Origin of the sequence: Nocardiopsis protaetiae (assembly GCF_045446735.1) — a bacterium.
Taxonomy (GTDB): domain Bacteria; phylum Actinomycetota; class Actinomycetes; order Streptosporangiales; family Streptosporangiaceae; genus Nocardiopsis; species Nocardiopsis protaetiae.
This window is the reverse complement of sequence record NZ_JBJJBV010000152.1, coordinates 1-16,837: the sequence shown is the minus strand read 5'-3', so window position 1 is coordinate 16,837 and position 16,837 is coordinate 1. Positions and strand designations below refer to the sequence as shown.

The 16,837-nt window shown below is 75.2% G+C and carries 14 protein-coding genes; 4 read left to right on the top strand and 10 right to left on the bottom strand.

Going from position 1 to position 16,837, the window contains the following annotated elements:
* Positions 1 to 163 precede the first annotated feature (163 nt).
* From ACJOT3_RS21750 to ACJOT3_RS21720, 7 genes are all read right to left on the bottom strand, one after another.
* Positions 164 to 778, bottom strand: a complete 615-nt coding sequence (locus tag ACJOT3_RS21750) for a DNA-3-methyladenine glycosylase I (RefSeq protein ID WP_406974923.1) — start codon at positions 776 to 778, stop codon at positions 164 to 166.
* A 170-nt stretch (positions 779 to 948) separates the two neighbouring features.
* A complete protein-coding gene (locus tag ACJOT3_RS21745; protein ID WP_406974922.1) occupies positions 949 to 2,709 on the bottom strand; it encodes an ABC transporter ATP-binding protein in 1,761 nt (586 codons plus the stop codon).
* 160 nt (positions 2,710 to 2,869) lie between these two features.
* Complete coding sequence (locus tag ACJOT3_RS21740) at positions 2,870 to 5,080, bottom strand: ABC transporter ATP-binding protein (protein ID WP_406974921.1); 2,211 nt, start codon at positions 5,078 to 5,080, stop codon at positions 2,870 to 2,872.
* A gap of 191 nt (positions 5,081 to 5,271) precedes the next feature.
* Entirely contained in the window at positions 5,272 to 6,132 is an 861-nt protein-coding gene (locus ACJOT3_RS21735) for a hypothetical protein (protein WP_406974920.1), read from the bottom strand.
* Positions 6,129 to 6,773 carry a hypothetical protein gene (locus ACJOT3_RS21730; protein ID WP_406974919.1) on the bottom strand — a complete coding sequence of 215 codons (645 nt, stop codon included), beginning with the start codon at positions 6,771 to 6,773 and terminating at the stop codon, positions 6,129 to 6,131. The genes ACJOT3_RS21735 and ACJOT3_RS21730 overlap by 4 nt, the downstream gene beginning before the upstream one ends.
* A 61-nt stretch (positions 6,774 to 6,834) precedes the next feature.
* Positions 6,835 to 7,527: a hypothetical protein gene (locus ACJOT3_RS21725; protein ID WP_406974918.1), complete on the bottom strand. Its 693-nt coding sequence runs from the start codon at positions 7,525 to 7,527 to the stop codon at positions 6,835 to 6,837.
* Positions 7,528 to 7,741: 214 nt separating this feature from the next.
* On the bottom strand, positions 7,742 to 8,731 hold the full coding sequence (locus tag ACJOT3_RS21720; RefSeq protein WP_406974917.1) for an ArsR/SmtB family transcription factor: 990 nt from the start codon (positions 8,729 to 8,731) through the stop codon (positions 7,742 to 7,744).
* 82 nt (positions 8,732 to 8,813) lie between these two features.
* Between ACJOT3_RS21720 and ACJOT3_RS21715 the strand changes: the two genes are divergently transcribed.
* Positions 8,814 to 10,076, top strand: a complete 1,263-nt coding sequence (locus ACJOT3_RS21715; RefSeq protein WP_406974916.1) for an MFS transporter — start codon at positions 8,814 to 8,816, stop codon at positions 10,074 to 10,076.
* Here the strand turns inward: ACJOT3_RS21715 and ACJOT3_RS21710 are convergent.
* On the bottom strand, positions 10,045 to 10,617 hold the full coding sequence (locus tag ACJOT3_RS21710; protein WP_406974915.1) for a TetR/AcrR family transcriptional regulator: 573 nt from the start codon (positions 10,615 to 10,617) through the stop codon (positions 10,045 to 10,047). The two genes, ACJOT3_RS21715 and ACJOT3_RS21710, sit on opposite strands and share 32 nt — an antisense overlap.
* Before the next feature lie 109 nt (positions 10,618 to 10,726).
* On the opposite strand from ACJOT3_RS21710, the gene ACJOT3_RS21705 reads away from it, so the two are divergent.
* The 3 genes from ACJOT3_RS21705 to ACJOT3_RS21695 all read left to right on the top strand — a co-directional run bounded on the left by ACJOT3_RS21705 (position 10,727) and on the right by ACJOT3_RS21695 (position 13,447).
* A complete protein-coding gene (locus ACJOT3_RS21705) occupies positions 10,727 to 11,164 on the top strand; it encodes a DoxX family protein (protein ID WP_406974914.1) in 438 nt (145 codons plus the stop codon).
* Positions 11,165 to 11,303: 139 nt separating this feature from the next.
* Entirely contained in the window at positions 11,304 to 12,743 is a 1,440-nt protein-coding gene (locus ACJOT3_RS21700; RefSeq protein ID WP_406974913.1) for a sensor histidine kinase, read from the top strand.
* 8 nt (positions 12,744 to 12,751) lie between these two features.
* Complete coding sequence (locus ACJOT3_RS21695; protein WP_406974912.1) at positions 12,752 to 13,447, top strand: response regulator; 696 nt, start codon at positions 12,752 to 12,754, stop codon at positions 13,445 to 13,447.
* Between the two features lie 23 nt (positions 13,448 to 13,470).
* Here ACJOT3_RS21695 and ACJOT3_RS21690 read toward each other — a convergent pair whose 3' ends face one another.
* Together ACJOT3_RS21690 and ACJOT3_RS21685 are read right to left on the bottom strand one after the other, a co-directional pair.
* On the bottom strand, positions 13,471 to 15,912 hold the full coding sequence (locus tag ACJOT3_RS21690; protein WP_406974911.1) for an FtsX-like permease family protein: 2,442 nt from the start codon (positions 15,910 to 15,912) through the stop codon (positions 13,471 to 13,473).
* Positions 15,912 to 16,655: an ABC transporter ATP-binding protein gene (locus ACJOT3_RS21685; RefSeq protein ID WP_406974910.1), complete on the bottom strand. Its 744-nt coding sequence runs from the start codon at positions 16,653 to 16,655 to the stop codon at positions 15,912 to 15,914. The genes ACJOT3_RS21690 and ACJOT3_RS21685 overlap by 1 nt, the downstream gene beginning before the upstream one ends.
* Positions 16,656 to 16,837 lie beyond the last annotated feature (182 nt).

The following is a 16,837-nucleotide window of genomic DNA, read 5'->3' as shown; positions in this document are numbered from 1 at the left end:
GGCGCGCTGCTGGTGGCGAGCCACGACCCGGTGTTCCTGCACGAGATCGGCGTGACCCGTCGCTGGGAGGTCCGCCGTGACCGCGACCCCTGGGAGGAGCCCGTGTGACCCCGGTCGTCGGGCGGCGGGGCCCGGTCGGCGGCCGTTCGGCGGCGTGTGCCGGTCATTGGGCGGTCCCGGCGGCGGGTGCTCCGGCGGCGGGGGTCCCGCCGGCGGCTTTCGGCTTGGCCGGGCAGCCCACCAGGTGGTCGTCGACGACCCCCGTGGACTGGAGGTAGGAGTAGACGATGGTGGTGCCCACGAACGAGAACCCGCGCTTCTTCAGGTCCTTGCTCACCCGGTCCGACAGCGGCGTGCTCGCCGGGACCTCGGCGGGTTCGGTGAACCGGTTGACCAGCGGCACCCCCTCGGTCCAGGACCACAGGTAGTCGGCGAAGGTGCCGTACTCCTCGCGCACCCGCAGGAACGCCCGGGCGTTGCGGGCCAGCGAGGCGACCTTGAGCCGGTTGCGGATGATGCCGGTCTCGGCCAGCAGCTCCTTCTCCCGCTCCTCGTCGTAGGCGGCGATCGCGGTGTAGTCGAACCCGTCCAGCAGCGCGCGGTAGTTCGCACGCTTGTTGAGCACCGTGGACCAGGAGAGCCCCGCCTGCGCGCCCTCCAGCACCAGCATCTCGAACAGGTGGGCGTCGTCGCGGGACGGGCGGCCCCACTCCTGGTCGTGGTAGGCGGTCATCAGCTCGGACGCGTTCCGCGCCCAGGCGCAGCGCCGGTCGGTCATGGGTGGTGCTCCCTCGGTCGTGGTGCGGTGGGTCGGTGGTACCCGCGGCCCATGGTGCCCTCCTGTGCAGACCGTCGGCCCGCGGCACCGCGGACTCGGGCCGTCGGCCGACCCGTTCCTGTGTCGCGCCCGGTCATCGTCGGGGAACGGCCCCTGCGGGGGCCTCTCCCTCACTCCGTTCGGTCGCCGTGCCAGGAACGCCACAGCGCCTCGTAGGGGCCGCCCGCGTCGACGAGCTCGTCGTGCGCCCCCAGTTCGGTGATGCGGCCGTCCTCCACCACCGCGATCCGGTCGGCGTCGTGTGCGGTGTGCAGCCGGTGCGCGATCGCGATCACCGTCCGCCCCGCCAGCACCGCCGCCAGCGAGCGCTCCGCCTGCCGGGCCGTGGTCGGGTCCAGCAGTGAGGTCGCCTCGTCCAGGACCACCGTGTGCGGATCGGCCAGCACCACCCGTGCCAGGGCCACCTGCTGCGCCCGGGCGGGGTCCAGCACGACCCCGCCCGGGCCCAGTGGTGTGTCCAGCCCTCGCGGCAGCGCCGCCGCCCAATCGGCGTCCACCGCCGCCAGCGCCGCCGCCAGAACGGTGTCGTCGGCCTCCTCGGCGGCGATCGCCAGGTTCTCCCGCAGCGTCCCCGCGAACACGTGGTGCTCCTGGCTCACCAGCACGATCCGCTCGCGCAGCTCCCGCGGCCCCAGGTCCGTGACCGGCACCCCGCCCACCAGCACCCGGCCCGAACGCGGCGCGTCCACCCCCGCCAGCAACCGGCCCAGCGTGGTCTTGCCCGCCCCCGACGGCCCCACGACCGCCCACCGCTCGCCCGGCCGCACGGACAGCGAGATCCCGCGCAGTACGTCCCGCCCCTCCACGTAGGCGTAGTGGACGTCGCGGACCTCGATCCGGTCGTCCGCCGGGACCGGGCCCGGCGGTGGCGGCCCCGCGGTCACCGACCCCACCCCGAACACCCGGGCGAACGACGCCCCGCTGCGCTGGAGCAGCTCGATCCAGATCATGATCCACCCGGCGCTGTCCTGCACCCGCAGCATGTACAGGCAGCAGGTGACCACCACCCCGAGCGCCACCCGGCCGTCCAGGTACAGCAGCCCGCCCACCAGCAGCACCACCACCGCGGGCAGCGAGAACGCGATGTCCGTGACCGGGTACAGCACCGATCTCAGGTACAGGGTGCGCCGCCGCGCCCGGTACACCTCCACCGCGTCCCGGTCCGCCGCCGCGACCCGCCGCCCGCCCAGCGCGAACGCCTCCACGGTGCGGCCGCCCCGCACGGTCGCCGTCACCCCCTCCACCGCCGCCGAGTTGGCCGCCCCCTCCGCCAGGTACGCCGTCCGCGACCGGCGCAGGTACCAGTGCACCGCCAGCCAGGCCGGCGGCACCCCCAGCAGCACCACCGCCCCCAGCGGCGGGCTGAGCCAGAACACCGCGGCGAGCAGGAACAGGATGCGCAGCGCCGACGGCACGATGTCGGGCACCGCCGTGCGCAGCGTCGTCCCGGCGGTGGCGACGTCCGCCGTCACCCGTGTGGTGAGGTCGCCGGTGCCGGACCGCTCGACCACCCGGGTGGGCAGCGCCAGCACCCGGTCGACGAACTCCTCCCGCAGCCGGGCCAGCGCCCGCTCCCCGAACCGGAAGGCGCTCAGCTTGGCGTACCGGTTGAGCACCAGGGTCGCCAGCGCGCACGCCACGGCGGCCACCGCCAGCCCGTCCACCGCCGCCACCGTCGCGGTACCCGCCTCCAGCAGGTCCACGATGCGCCCCACCAGGTAGGGCGCGACCAGCCCGACCGCCGCGGCGGCGCAGGTGAGCAGCACCATCCGCAGCAGCGGCCCGCGTTCGGCCTCCATCAGCCGCCGCAGCTCCCGCCGCACCGCCCCGCGCCCCGCCACCGGCAGCGCCGCCGCCTTCGCCGCGTTCATCGCCCCTCCTCCCCGCCGGTGGGCCGCCCCGGCCGGACTCCGTCCGCCCGCTCCGGTTGTCGGCCGGTGTTCGCCGCGGCCGTCGACCGGCTCCTCCGCCGTCCCGGACGACCACTCCCGTTCGGACCCGCCGGGCCTTCGGACATCCGCCGCCCGGCGCTCATCGGCCATCGCCGCCTTCAACCGCCGTGTCGTCTCCGGCCATGGCGCCTTCGGTTGCGCCGCCTTCGGCTGTACCGCCTCCGGTCACGGTGCCCTCCGCCGCGGTGCCTTCGGCCGCGCGGCTTTCGGTCGTGCCGCCTTTGGCCGTGCCGCCTTCGGTCGTGCTGCCTTCAGTCACGGTGTCTTCTGTCGCGCCGCTTTCGGTCACGTCGCCTCCGGTCGCGGTGTTTTCTGTCGCGCCGCTTTCGGCCGTGCCGCCTCCGGCCATGGCGCCTTCGGTTGCGCCGCCTTTGGCTGTACCGCCTCCGGTCACGGTGTCCTCCGCCGCGGTGCCTTCGGTCGCGCGGCTTTCGGTCGTGCCGCCTTCGGCCGCGGTGTTTTCCGTCGCACCGCTTTCAGCCGCGTCATCGGCACCGGAGCCGCTCGGCACCCCCGGTCTCGAAGACGCCGACCCTGCGGCACCCCGGGTGTCCGCCTCGTCGGCGCCGCGGAGCACCAGCGCCCGGTAGTCGGCGCATGTCGCCACCAGCTCCGCGTGGGTGCCCTCCGCGGTCACCCGGCCCCCGGCCAGGAACAGCACCCGGTCGGCGCGGTCCGCCACCAGCGGCGAGGCGGTGACGACCAGCGTGGTCCCGCCGCCGCGGTCGGCGCGGAGCCGTTCCGCGATCGCGGCCTCGGTGTGCGCGTCCACCGCCGAGGTGGGCTCCACCAGGATCAGCACCTCCGGGTCGGCCAGCACCGCGCGGGCCAGCCGCACCCGCTGCCGCTGTCCGCCCGACAGGTCGCGCCCCTGCGCCTCCACCGCCGAGTCGACCCCGTCCGGCAGGGCCTCGGCCACGTCCGTCGCGACCGCGGTGCGCAGCGCCAGGTCGACCTCCACCTCGCTCCGCTCACCGCGCACGTCCACGACCTCCCGCAGCGTGCCGGCGAACAGGTACGCCTCGTTGTCGGACACCAGGATCCGCTCGCGCACCACCGCCGGATCCACCTCCCGCAGCGGCACCCCGCCCCAGGTCGCCGCCGAGTCGACATGGCCGCCCAACCGGTCCGCCACCAGGGCCGACACGGCCGGATCGGCGCCCACCAGGGCGGTCAGCGCCCCCACCGGCACCCGCACCCCCGACTCCGGGTCGGCCAGCTCACCCGGCCCCGGTGGCGGCGGCGCCTCCCCGCCCCCGTACCGGTCCGGCTCCGTCCGCAGCAGCGCCAGCAGCCGCGTCAGCGACACGTGCCCCCTGCTGAAGTCGGTCGCCACCTCCACCAGCTGGAACACCGGGACCACCAGCACCGCCACGTACCCGTACACCGCCACCGTCTCGCCCACGGTGAGCTCCCCGGCCACCGCCAGCCGGGCCGCGATCCAGGTGACCGCGGCGGTGAACACCAGCGGCGCGCACTGGCTGACCTCCTCGAACCAGCTGGTCACCGACCCCAGCCGGTACCCGTCGCGCACCAGCGCGCCGGACCGCTCGCGGTACCTGCGCGCGAACCTCTCCTTGCCGCCGATCCCGCACAGCACCCGCAGGCCCGACACGATGTCCGCCGCCAGGGTGGTGACCTCGCCCTCCCGGTCCCGGTAGGTGTTCTGCCGGTCGTGCATCCGCCGCAGCAGCGGGGCCAGCACCAGCGCCGTCACCGGCAGCCCGAGGATCACCACCACCGCCAGGACCGGGGCGAACCCCCACAGGATCACCACCGCGCCCGCACACCCCAGCACACTGCCGACCCCCGGACCGAACAGGGTGAGGATCTGCGCGATACGGCCCACGTCCGCGGACTGCACCACCGACAGGTCCCCGGAGGAGGTGCCCCGTGGCAACGGCGCCCCCACCCGGGCGGCGTGCCGGGCCAGTGTCCGCGTGCAGTGCAGGGATGCGTGCGCCCGGACCATCGCCATGGTGCGGTGCCGCAGGATCGAGGCGAACGCGGTGAACACCAGCACCCCGGCGAACATCCCGACCCACCCCAGCAGCGCGGCCCGGTCCCCGGCCCGCAGCCCCTCGTCCACGGCCCGGGAGAGCAGGTAGGGCGGGACCAGCAGGCCGACCATCCACACGATGCCCCAGAAGGAGCCGAGCGCGACCCGCCCGGGCTGTGCCCGCACCAGCCACCACAGGAACCACACCGGCCCCCGGGTGTCGGGGACGCCCACCCGCGCCAGCGGTGGGCGGGGGGTCTTCGGAGGAGACCGGTCGGGTGTACCGGTCATGGGCTGTCGGGTGGATCGGACGTCGGTCTCCGCCACGGGCGCACCTCGTTCCAGGGGGCTTTTTCCATCAAAGCAGTGCCCCAGGCCCGCCGGAAGGTCCCCCGGTTTTCTGTGGACAACCTCCACCGGCCACCCCGATCCGCCGCCCGCCCCGCCCCGGAGCCAGCGCTCTCACCAGCGGATACGCGGAGTCACCCCCGGATTCCCGCCTCCTCGAACAGCGCAAGGAACCTCCGCGCCTGATTCCGTTGCCGGATTCCCCATGCGAAGGTCCAGGCCCCGCCCAACGTGACCATCGCCAGCAGGACCGACGCCATGACGGGCAGGAAGGGCACCAGTTCCACGGATCGGGACGCGAGTGAGGGCAGCAGCATGATGTAGAGGTTCGGAAGGTAGAAGAGCCCGGACATGTGGTTGCGATTCCTGGCCTGGTGGCAGGCGAGATGCCAGGCCGGCAGGTCCAGCTGTGGATCACCGGTGCGCCGTTCCCGACGGATCGCCCGCAACGCTTCCTGCTGCGCGTACGTGGGAGCCGTCGTCACCACCGGAGAGACCGGCCCTCGTCGGCCGAACCCGAGCCCCAGACCGAAGAAGACCCCGCAGATCGCCCCCAGCAGCACGCTGAGCAGCACCGATCCGGCCAGACCCAGGACGTCGATCCGGGGGATGGCGTACATGAAGAACATGGAGGGGGTCGCGAGCAGACCGATCAGGACCCCACCGACCCACGCGCCGTATTTCGGCCGGTGGGGCGCGATGCCGTTGACCTGGAGCGCGGCGGGGTGCATCGGAGCCGGGGCGGGGACAGGTGTCCGAGGTGGCACAGGGTCGTGCGGGACCCACCCCCACCTCGACAGCGCCCAGCCGAAGCCCCCGCCGCCGAGCAGGCCGGCCACGGCGGCGATCCCGAGCGCGAACCCGAGCGGCATCCCGGTCCGCGGCACGGCGGCCGAAGACATCAGCAGCAACACCGGCAGTACGCACAGGGCGAGCACCACCCCGAAGGCCACCGCCGCCGCCCAGCGCACGGCGGTGGCGTCCACGCGGTTCACAGGCCCGCCTCGGGCACTGACCGCTCACGTTCCGCCCGGTCCAGGGCGTTGAGGAAGACGTGGGCGTTCTCCCTCTGCGCGGCCGCGACCGTAGGGTGCACCACCGCCATGAACAGGAAGAACGCCGCTCCCACCAGGTTGCCCCACGGGAGACCGGAGGATGCGGAGGGCGCCGCGAAGTACATGGCCGCGCTCGCGACGTTGAGGCCGAAGACGAGCACGAAGATGATCAGCGGGATGCGCACCGTGGACCACGGCGAATACCTGAGTACGCCTTCAGCGGTCAGGCGGGCGACCTCGTCCACCCGCGGGTCCCCGGTCGGTCGCCGTCTCCGCACCACACGCGCCGCTTCGCGCTGCATCGCCATGGTCGTGCCCGCTGGCGAGGTCAGGGCGTTCCTCCGGATGAGAAGCCGGATGAACAGGCCCATGACCACCGAGGCCACCAGGACCAGCACCACGAATCCCAGCACCGCCGGTCCACTGGCCGACTTTCTATCCCCGAAGACGAAGGTCGAGTAGAACCCCAAGACCGTGGCGAGCCCGAGCAAAACCCCCATCAGGCACGTGAGGTGGAGCGTTTCACGGCGCGTTCCCTTCTTCGGGTGCGCGGCGGGGGTGGGGGAGAGGGGGCGGGTCAACGGTCGTCCTCCGGTCCAGGGGAATCGGCGAGTGCGGGCAGCGGCCGGGACGGGACCCCGTTCACCGGCCCGTCCCGTGCAACCGACGCAGCAGGGCCTCGTGGAGGTTCCGGAACTCCAGCGCCCTGCGCCGCAGCAACACCAGCCGCCACGGCACGGCGAACAGGCACACGAAGAGGAGCAGCGCTCCCCCCTGGCGGAGTACGAGAACCGTGTCTCCGTCCGCCCAACCCCACACCAGACCGGAGCCGGTCATGAAGAGCATGAAACCGAGGGTGGGGACCTGGAAGGCCAGCAGGATCCTCGGGTCGAGGATGACCCGGCGTATCAGGCTCTCCGCGGCGATCCGGGCCACGTGGTCGGTCTCCGGGTCCCCGCCCACCACGCCGTACCGAATGCGCATCTCCGCGGTGCGAAAGCGCTTGGCGCTCACCCCCGCCGGCAGGTCCTTCGGACTTGTCCACGGCATCCCGAAGAACGCCGCCCCCATCGCCGGGAACAGGAGGAACGCGAGGTGAGCGGTCGCCGACTCGACGGTTCCCGCCGCCTCCCACCCGGGCATCGAACGTCCGACGAGGTCGAGCACCTCCACGTTGTCGTCGTGGAACCCGGCCGCGAAATGCAGTCCCCCGACAGTCACCGACGTCCCGAACAGGTAGTGGAAAGCGGCCACTCGCCGCTCGTACCACTTCTCGTAGGAATCGGGGCCCGCCGCGTTCGCGGACACGTTCGCCGTCATCGGGGGATGTGCCAAGAGGTGTTCCTCCGGGCCCGAAACGGGGGATGGGGGCGGTCGGGCCGTCGCCGCCTCACGCCATTCTACGGAATCCGACGTCGCAATTCCGTTCCGGTCCCGTCCACTCCCCGAAACCCATGGTCAAAGCCCTGATCTCCGAATCCCCGTTTTCGGTTGACCCGGTAAACGGCCAAACGGTCGCCCGCGCCCTTTCCCGCACACCCCCGCACCCTCACACCCCACGCGCCCCCACCCCCTCCACCAGCGCCTCCGCCGTCCCCGTCCGCGCGTACAGCACGTACCTCCCCGTCCGGTGCGCGCTCACCAGCCCCGCCCGCCGCAGCGCGTTCAGCGCCTCCGACACCGTCGCCACCGACCTCCCGGTCCGCCGCGCCAGGTCCCCGGTGCCCGCCGGACCCGTCAGCTCCACCAGCACCGCCGCCCGGGTCCGCCCCAGCACCCCGGTCAGCGCCCGGGGCACCGGCGTGGTCCGCCGCTCCCACAGGGTGCCCACACCCCGCGCGGGATAGCGCACGGTCGGCGGGGACAGCGGCGACATGATGTGCCAGATCGCCGGGTAGGAGAACACCGACGGCGTCAGCACCAGCCCCCGCCCCTCCAGGTCGCGCGGCCCGTCCACCATCTTGCTCGGCACCCGCAGCGTCCCCCCGTCCCATCGGATCGCCGGGTCCAGGTCCGCGAACGCGTGCCGCACCCCGCCCTCGGCCATCCGCCGCGCCCGGTACAGCAGGTCGCCCTCCAGCAGCGACAGCACCCGCGGCCAATACGGGGCGATCGCCACCTCCCAGTAGACGGTGATCTCCTCGGCCAGTCGGCGCATCCCGCCGACGGGGTTGGCCAGCAGCCGCTCCACCTGCGGCCCCACGGGGGTGTCGGCGGCCGCCAGCGAATCCCGCACGAACTCCGGCGGCAGGGCCGCCAACTCGGCCGTCTCCACCTCCAGGTCGGGCAGCGACACCCGGGGCACCGGGCAGACCAGGGCGGGGATCACCCGGGCCTGGGGCGGGACCAGTTCGGCGAGCAGCGGCCACGAGCGTTCCGCCGCCCGCACCCGGTCCGCCACCTCGGCCGCCCACACCCGGTGGACGGGGGAGGGCGAGCGGCGGGTCAGTTGCATCCGGGAGGACACCGCCTCCCACACCGGCGACACCGCGAACCGGCTGCCGCCGATCTCCTCGGCCGCCAGGGTCAACTCGATCATCGCCCCCCACTCCCACCGTCACCGATTCGGAAATCCTCGAATCCATGGTGCCCGACCGCCGCCCGACCCCACCATGCCGAACATGACCACGACGATCCCCGTCACCTCCGGCGGACCCTTCGCCTCCGCCGGGTTCCGCCGCTTCTTCGCGGCCCGCACCCTCGCCGAATCCGGCACCGAGGTCGCCGCCTTCGCTCTCCCCCTCCTGGCCGTGCTGGTCCTGGACGCCGCCCCGGCCCAGGTGGGGCTGCTCGGCGCCCTCACCACCGCCGCCTACCTGCTGGTCGGCCTGCCCGCGGGGGTGTGGACCGACCGGTTGCGCCGCCGCCCGGTGCTCGTCGCCGGCCAGCTCCTGCACGGCCTGATCCTGCTGTCCATCCCGCTGGCCTGGGCCCTGGACGCGCTCACCCTCACCCAGCTGTACGTCTGCGCCCTGCTGGGCGGCGTCGCCTCCCTGTTCGCGCGGATCGCCCAGCAGGGCCTGCTCCCGGCGATCGTGGGGCGCGACCGGCTCATGGCGGCCAACTCCGCCCTGGGCGGCCTGTCCTCGACGGCGCTGCTGGCGGGCCGGGGCGCGGGCGGCCACCTGGTCCAGCACCTGGGCGCCCCGCTCGTGATCCTCGTCGACGGGGTCGCCCAGTTCGTCTCGGGCCTGCTCACCCTCACCGTCCGGGTCCGCGAACCCGAACCCGCCACCGGGGAACGCAGCCTGCGCACCGAGGTCGCCGAGGGGCTGCGGCACGTGTTCGGCCACCCGCTGCTGCGGTCGATGGCCCTGTCGGCGCTCCTGGTCAACCTGGGTCTGGGCGCGCTCGTGCTGATGACGCCCGTCCTGATCGTCACCGACCTGGGCCTGGCCGAGGGCATGGTCGGGATGTTCTTCATGGTGGGCGCGGCGGGTGTGCTGCTGGGCTCGCTGGTGGCCGCCCGGGTGGAGGCCCGGCTGGGGCCGGGCCGCACCCTGCTGGGATGCGCGCTGCTCGCCGCCGCGGGCGGTGCCGCGGTGCCGTTCCTCACCGCCGGGAACTTCTGGGCGGTGTCCGTGGTCTGGGCGCTGTCCCAGGCGGGGATCGGCGCGGTGAACGTCGTGCAGCTGACCCTGCGCCAGCGCTGGACCCCGGACCGCCTGCTCGGCCGGATGACCGCGACCCTGCGGTTCATGATGACCGGCGCGCTCACCTTCTCCGGCCTCTACGCGGGCGCGGTCGCCCAGGTCTGGGGGGTGCGCGCCGCCCTGGTGGCGGGCGCCGCGATCCTCGCCCTGGGCTGGATCCCCCTCGCCCGACCGGCCCGGTTCACCGTCCCCGAGGACGCTACCGGTCCCGGTCGAACAGCACCGCGATGACCGACCGGGCCACCTCCTCCGGGTCCCCGTCGGCGCTCTCGGGGAGGGCCCCACTGAGCCACAGCTCGGCGAACCCGTGCGCGAACGTCCACGCGCCGATGGTGGTCGCCCGGGCCCGCGCGGGGTCGGTGGCCAGCGCGCCGCCGCTGGCGGCCAGCACGGCCCCGGCGCGTTCGCGCGCGGCCAGCAGCCCGGGGTCGTCGAGCCGGTACAGCTCGGGCCGGAACATCACCTCGAAGTGGGCGCGGTGCGCGAGGGCGAAGCGGATGTAGGCCAGGCCGGTCTCCCGCGGCCCCCCGGGCGCCGCCGCCTCCAGGGCGTCGGCGAACAGCACGAACCCCTCGGCGGCCACGGCGGTGAGCACCCCGGCCTTGTCGCCGAAGTGGTGGGCGGGGGCGGCGTGCGAGACCCCCGCGCGGCGGGCCAGTTCGCGCAGGCTCCACCCGGTCGGGCCGGATTCCCCGGTGGCCTCCAGCGCGGCGTCGATGACGGCGCGCCGCAGGTCACCGTGGTGATAGGTGCGCTCGGCGATCCTTCCCACCTCCCTGATCCGAGGACTCTCCGAGGAGCCTCACCCTATCTTTCCATTGACAAGATTCAAGCCGTGCCGCAATCTTGTCAATGGAAAGATTCAAGGATCGGAGACCCGCATGGCACCCCTCATCGCCCTCCTCGGCGGCACCGCGCTCCTGTGGCTCCTGGGCCTGACGGGCGTGGAGGCACTCGACTGGCAGACCTCCCTCCGGGGCGGACTGGCCCTGATGTTCGTCCTCACCGGGGTGGTGCACTTCCTGCCGTCCTGGCGCCGCGACTTCGCCGCGATGATCCCCGAGGCGCTGCCGTTCCCGTACCTGCTGGTCACGGTCACCGGCGTGCTGGAACTCGCCGGGGCGGCCGCGCTGCTGTTCCCGCCCACCGCCCCGTACGCGGCGATCGGCCTGGCCCTGCTGCTGCTCGCCATGTTCCCGGCCAACGTCTCCGCGGCCCGCCGCGGCGTCACCCTGGCCGGAAAGCCCGCCACCCCGCTGCTGCCCCGCACGATCGAGCAGGTCGTCTTCGTCACCGCGGCCGTGCTCGCCGCCGTGTGAGCCCCGCCCGCCGCAGCGCGAGCCCGGCTCAGTCGGCGACCGCCCTGCTCGCCGGTGTGACCGCGATCGCGCCGGGACGCACCGGGACCTGACTTTCGTCGGATGTCCGCGGGGGGCGCGGCGGGTTACCGTCCCCGGTATGCGCACTCCCCGGATCCCGCCCGGCCACGCGGCCCTGGTCTGCGCGGCCGCGATGGCCCCGCTCGCCACGGCATGGCCGTGGCTGCTGCTGCCGCTGCCGGTCCCGCTGCTGCTCACCGGCCGCCTGTCCGCCGACCCGCGCCCCGCGGCCGCCGTGTACACGGCCGGCGCGGCGGCCGGTGCGGTGTGGCTGCTGTGGACGGGCCAGCCCGCGGGCATGTGGATCACCGGCGGCGCCCTGGTGCTCCTCGCCGTGCCGCTGCCCTGGCTGGTGGGCCGCTACCTGCGCAGCATGGCCGCCCTGGAGAGGGCGGGCTGGGAGCGGGCGCGGATCCTGGAGAGCGAGGCCGACCTGGTCGCCGAACGCGCCCGGCTGCGCGAACGCTCCCGGATCGCCGGGGAGATGCACGACGCCGTCGGCCACGAGCTGGGCCTGCTGTCCCTGCGCGCGGGCGCCCTGGAGCTGGCGGGCGACCTGCCCGACCACCGCCGCGCCCAGGCCACCGGGCTGCGCGAGGCGGCGGCCCGCGCGGCCGACCGGCTGGCGGAGGCGCTCGGGGTGCTGCGGGCGGACGGGGAGCGCGCGCCGCTGCGCCCGGCGGGCGAGGGCCTCGACGACCTGGTGGCCCGGGCCGCGGAGTCCGGGATGGACGTGGCCCTGGTCCGAACGGGGGAGGGGGCCGCCCCGCCGGTGCCGGTGGACCGGGCGGTGCACCGGGTGGTCCAGGAGGCGCTGACCAACTCCGCCCGGCACGCCCCGGGCGCGGCCGTGCGGGTCGAGGTGGACACGGCGGCCGACGGGGTGTCGGTCCGGGTGACCGGATCCGCGCCCCGCGAGGACCTGCCGCGGGTCCGGCCCGTACCCGGCGGCAGCGGGCTGGTCGGCCTGCGCGAACGCGTCCGCCTGGCCGGGGGCTCCCTGCACGCGGGCCCCGACGGACCCGGCTGGACGGTCGCGGCCCGCCTGCCGCTGCACGGGACACCGGCCCCAGCGATCCAAGCCGCCCCACCGGCCCCGCCGGTCCGGGCCGATCCCCACCGGTCGCCGTCCTCCCACCGACCATCACCCTCCCACCGGCCGCCGCACCCCCACCGGCGGGCGCGCAGACGCACCGCCTGGGCGATGGGCCTGCTCACCGGTGTCCCCGCGGTCGCGGCCTGCGCCGGGTACGGCCTGCTCCTCGCGGTCACCGCGCACCAGGCGGCGACCTCCACCCTCTACCCGGGGGTCTTCGAGCAGCTGCGCCCGGGACAGGCCAGGGCCGAGGTGGAGGCCCTGCTGCCCCGCGCCCCGCTCGTCCGCGACGCGGGCGGCGGGATCGGCCGCGAATGCCGCCTGTACCGCTCCAGCCCCGACGTCTTCGACGGTGCCTCCGACCGGTACCGATTGTGCTTCGACGCCCGGGAACTGCTGTCGGCCGAGAAGGTGACCTGGTGAGGCGGGACATGGCGGGGCGAGATCCGGCAGGGCGGGGAGCGGCACCCGCGGTGCGCGTCCTGCTGGTGGACGACGAGGCCGTGATCCGCGCCGGGGTGCGCGCGATCCTCGCCGAGGACCCGGGCATCGAGGTGGTCGCGGAGGCCGCCGACGGCCGCGAGGGCGTCGAGAAGGCCCGCGCCCACCGGCCCGACGTCGCCCTGGTCGACATCCGCATGCCCGTGATGGACGGGCTGGCCGCGGCCGCGGAGATGCGGCGCGCCGCACCGGCGACGGGTGTGGCCGTGCTGACCACCTTCGGCGAGGAGGAGTACGTCGTCCGCGCCCTGGCCGGGGGCGCCGCCGGGTTCCTGCTCAAGACCGGCGACCCCCGCGAACTCCTGCTGGGGGTGCGGGCCGTGGCCGGGGGCGGGGCCTTCCTCTCCCCGCGGGTGGCCCGGCGGGTGCTGGACCGGATGGAGCACGACCGCTCCACCCGGCGCCTGGCCGTCGCCGGCCGGGTGGGCGACCTGACCGCTCGCGAACGCGAGGTCCTGGCCCTGCTCGGCGCCGGACTGTCCAACGGGGAGATCGGCCGCCGGCTCTTCCTCGTGGAGGGCACGGTGAAGGGCCATGTCAGCACCATCCTCAAACGCCTGGGGGTGCGCAACCGGGTCGAGGCCGCGGTGCTCGCGTACGAGGCGGGCCTGGTCGACCAGGGCTGAGCCGAGCCGAATCGACGCGTGCGTCAGTCGGCCGCCAGCCCCTGCGCCGGGGCGATCCGGGTCGCCCGCCGGGCCGGAAGCAGGGTGGCTACAAGCCCGATGGCCAGCGCGGATGCGAGCACGAGCGCCACCTGCCCCCAGGGGACGGCCACCACGAGGGGAGCGGTCCCCCCGACGATCGCCTTGATGCCGACCAGCCCGTAGGGAACACCGATCGCCGCCCCCAGGAGGCCGCCGAGCAGGGAGACGACCGCGGCCTCGACCGCCAGCGTCGCCCGCAGCCCGCCCCGGGTGAGCCCCAGGGCCCGCAGCAGCGCCAGCTCGCGGGTCCGCTCCAGGACGGAAAGGCCCAGCGTGTCGGCCACCCCGAGCCCGGCGATGACCACGGTGACCAGCAGCATCGCCAGCGACAGGCCCACCAGGACGTCGAGGACGCCGGTGAGGTCTCCCCGTTCGCCGAGGGCGCCGTTGAGGGTGATCGCGGGGTCCGCCGCGGCGACCCGGTCCATGTGCTCGGCGAGGACGTCGGGGTCGGTGTCGCCCGAGGCCACGCCCCACACCATGCCCCGGTCGCCGCCCGGGGCCAGGGAGTCCAGAACGTCCTCGCGCACCACCGGGGCGGGGGCGCCCGAGGCGGTGGCCAGCGCGGACACGTGCAGGGTGAAGGGGCGCACCCCGCCGTCGACGCGGAGGTCCACGGTGTCCCCGGGTTCGGCGCCCAGCGCGGCGGCCTGCTCCGCCGACACCAGCAGGGCCGGGGGCCCGGAGCCCGCCCCGGCCAGCTCGGTGGCACCCGCGGCCCGCGCCAGTTCGGGGGAGACCCCCACCAGGGTGACCCCGCCCAGGCCCCCGACCTCCACCTGTTCGGTCCGCGGCGCCTCCACCAGGTCCAGCCCGTCGATGTCGCGGATCAGGTCGACGGTGCCGGGGGAGACCGAACCCCCGTCCACCCGCACGCTCACGTCCACCGGGAAACGCGCGTCCAGGTCGCCGTCGATGGTGGCGCGGCCGGTGGCGGCGGCCGTGGCCAGAGCGGTGATCAGCCCCAGCCCGAGCACCAGGGTGAGCGCGGCCGTCGCGGCCCGCCCGGTGTCGCGCCGCAGCGCCGCCCCCGCCAGCGCCGGCACGCCGCCCCGGCGCCGCAGCAGCAGGTCGGCCCCCTGGACGAGCCGGGAGAGCCCGTAACGCAGGAACACCAGCAGGCCGACCGCCCCCACGGATCCGCCCGCGATCGCCACTGGGAGGTTCTCCGCCGCCGCGCCCCACCCCATCGCCGCCGTACCGCCCACCGCCAGGGCCGACGCCACCGCGTGGACCGGCCGGAACCGGACCCCGCCCGGCAGGGGAGCGGACCGCAGCGCCTCGATCGGCGCCACCCGCGCCGCCCGCCGGGCGGGGAACCACACGGCGCACACGGTCGTGGCCACGCCCACCGCAAAGGCCCCGGCCAGGGCCGGGAGGCCCACGTGCAGCCCGCCCCCGGCCAGCCCCGCCAGCGCCGCGCCCGCGTACCCCGCCCCCACACCAGCGGCCACGCCCAGCGCCGACCCGGCCGAGCCGACGATCAGCGCCTCGGCCACGACCAGGGCGCGCACCTGCGACCGGTCCGCGCCCACCAGCCGCAGCAGCGCGGTGTCGCGCCGCCGCCGGGCCAGCAGGACGGTGAACGTGTTGGTGATGACCAGCGCGGCCGCCAGCAGCGAGATGAGCGCGAACACCAGCAGCAGCAGGTCCAGCTGCCGCGACCCGCCCGCGAACCGGTCCGCGGCCAGGTCGGCCTGCTCCCGGGCGGTCACGGGGTACAGGTCGCCGGGCAGGGACGCCGCCAGCCCGGCCACCACCGCCTCCGGGGTCGTCCCCTCGGCGACCCGGGCGGTGACGCCCAGCGGGCTGTGCCCAGCGAAGAACGCCTCGGCGGCGTACAGCCGGAACCGCACCCCGGTCAGCGGACGGAACCCCAGGTCGGCCGCGCCGACCACGGTCACCTCGATCTCCTCGCCGTCGGAGAGCAGGCGCGCGGTGTCGCCCACCGCCAGCCCGGCGGCGTCCAGGGTCGGCGCGTCCGCCACCACCTCGGCGGCGTTCGCCGGCCAGGTCCCCTCGGCCAGGTCGAACCAGCGCAGTTCGGGCCGGTCCGGGACGCTGTACACGTTGGTGGTGGCCCGGACCTCGCCGGTGGCGAGCTCGACGGTTCGTGCGTGGACGGGGGCCAGGGCCGTCACATCGGGGTGCGCGGCGACCCGCTCGGGCCAGTCCGCACCGGGGTCGGGGCCCCGCGGGTCGCGGTCCACGACCACGTCGGCCGCCGACAGCGGGGCCGCGGCGACCATGCGCAGCCCGGCCGCGGAGGTCGCGGTGAACACGGCGGTCGCCGCGAGGAAGAGCGTGCCCAGCACGACCGCCGCCAGGACCGCGGCCTGCCGGGAGGGGTGGGCGGTGACCTGCGCCCAGGCCTGCGCGAACATCAGGCCCCCGTCCGGGCCATGGCCGCCAGCACCGCGCGGGCGGTCGGCCGCTCCACGGTGGCGTGCGGCGCCCCGTCGGACAGCAGCAGCACCCGGTCCGCGTAGGTCGCGGCGACCGGGTCGTGCGTGACCATGACGACCGTCCGGCCCAGCCGGTCGGCCGCGTCCCGCAGCCGCTCCAGCAGGCCGCGGCCCGCCGCGACGTCCAGCGCCCCGGTCGGCTCGTCGGCGAACACCACCGCGGGCTCGGTGACCAGCGCGCGGGCGACGGCCACCCGCTGCTGCTGGCCCCCGGACAGCTCCGCGGGGCGGTGCCCGAGCCGGTCGCCCAGCCCCAGCGACCCCACGATCTCCGCCAGGAGGTCCCGGTCCGGGCGGCGCCCGGCGAGCGCCAGGGGCAGCAGGATGTTCTGCTCGGCGGTCAGCGCCGGCACCAGGTTGAACGCCTGGAACACGAACCCGACGCGTTCGCGCCGCAGCCGGGTGAGCCCCCGGTCGTCGAGCCCGGCCAGGTCGGTGCCCTCGATCGCCACCCGGCCCGCGGTGGGGGTGTCCAGCCCGGCCAGCAGGTTCATCAGCGTGGACTTGCCCGAACCCGAGGGGCCCATGACCGCGACGAACTCCCCGCGCCCCAGGCACAGGTCCACCCCGGCCACGGCGGTCACCGCGGCCCCGTCCCCACCGAACCTCTTCACGAGGCCGACCGCCTCCAGTGCGGGTCCCCCGCCGTCCTCCGTGCCCATGGCCGCCTTCCCTTCGCCGTGTCGGGAAGGCCCACGCTAGGAACGGACGGCAGCGCGCCGACAGTGTCGACCGACGGGGTGCCGCCCCGACGATCGTCAGGGTCGGCCCGCCGTCCGGGCACGGATCGGCCCAGGGCCCGGGCACGAAAAAGACCCGGGGCCCCTCGTGAGAGGGGCCCCGG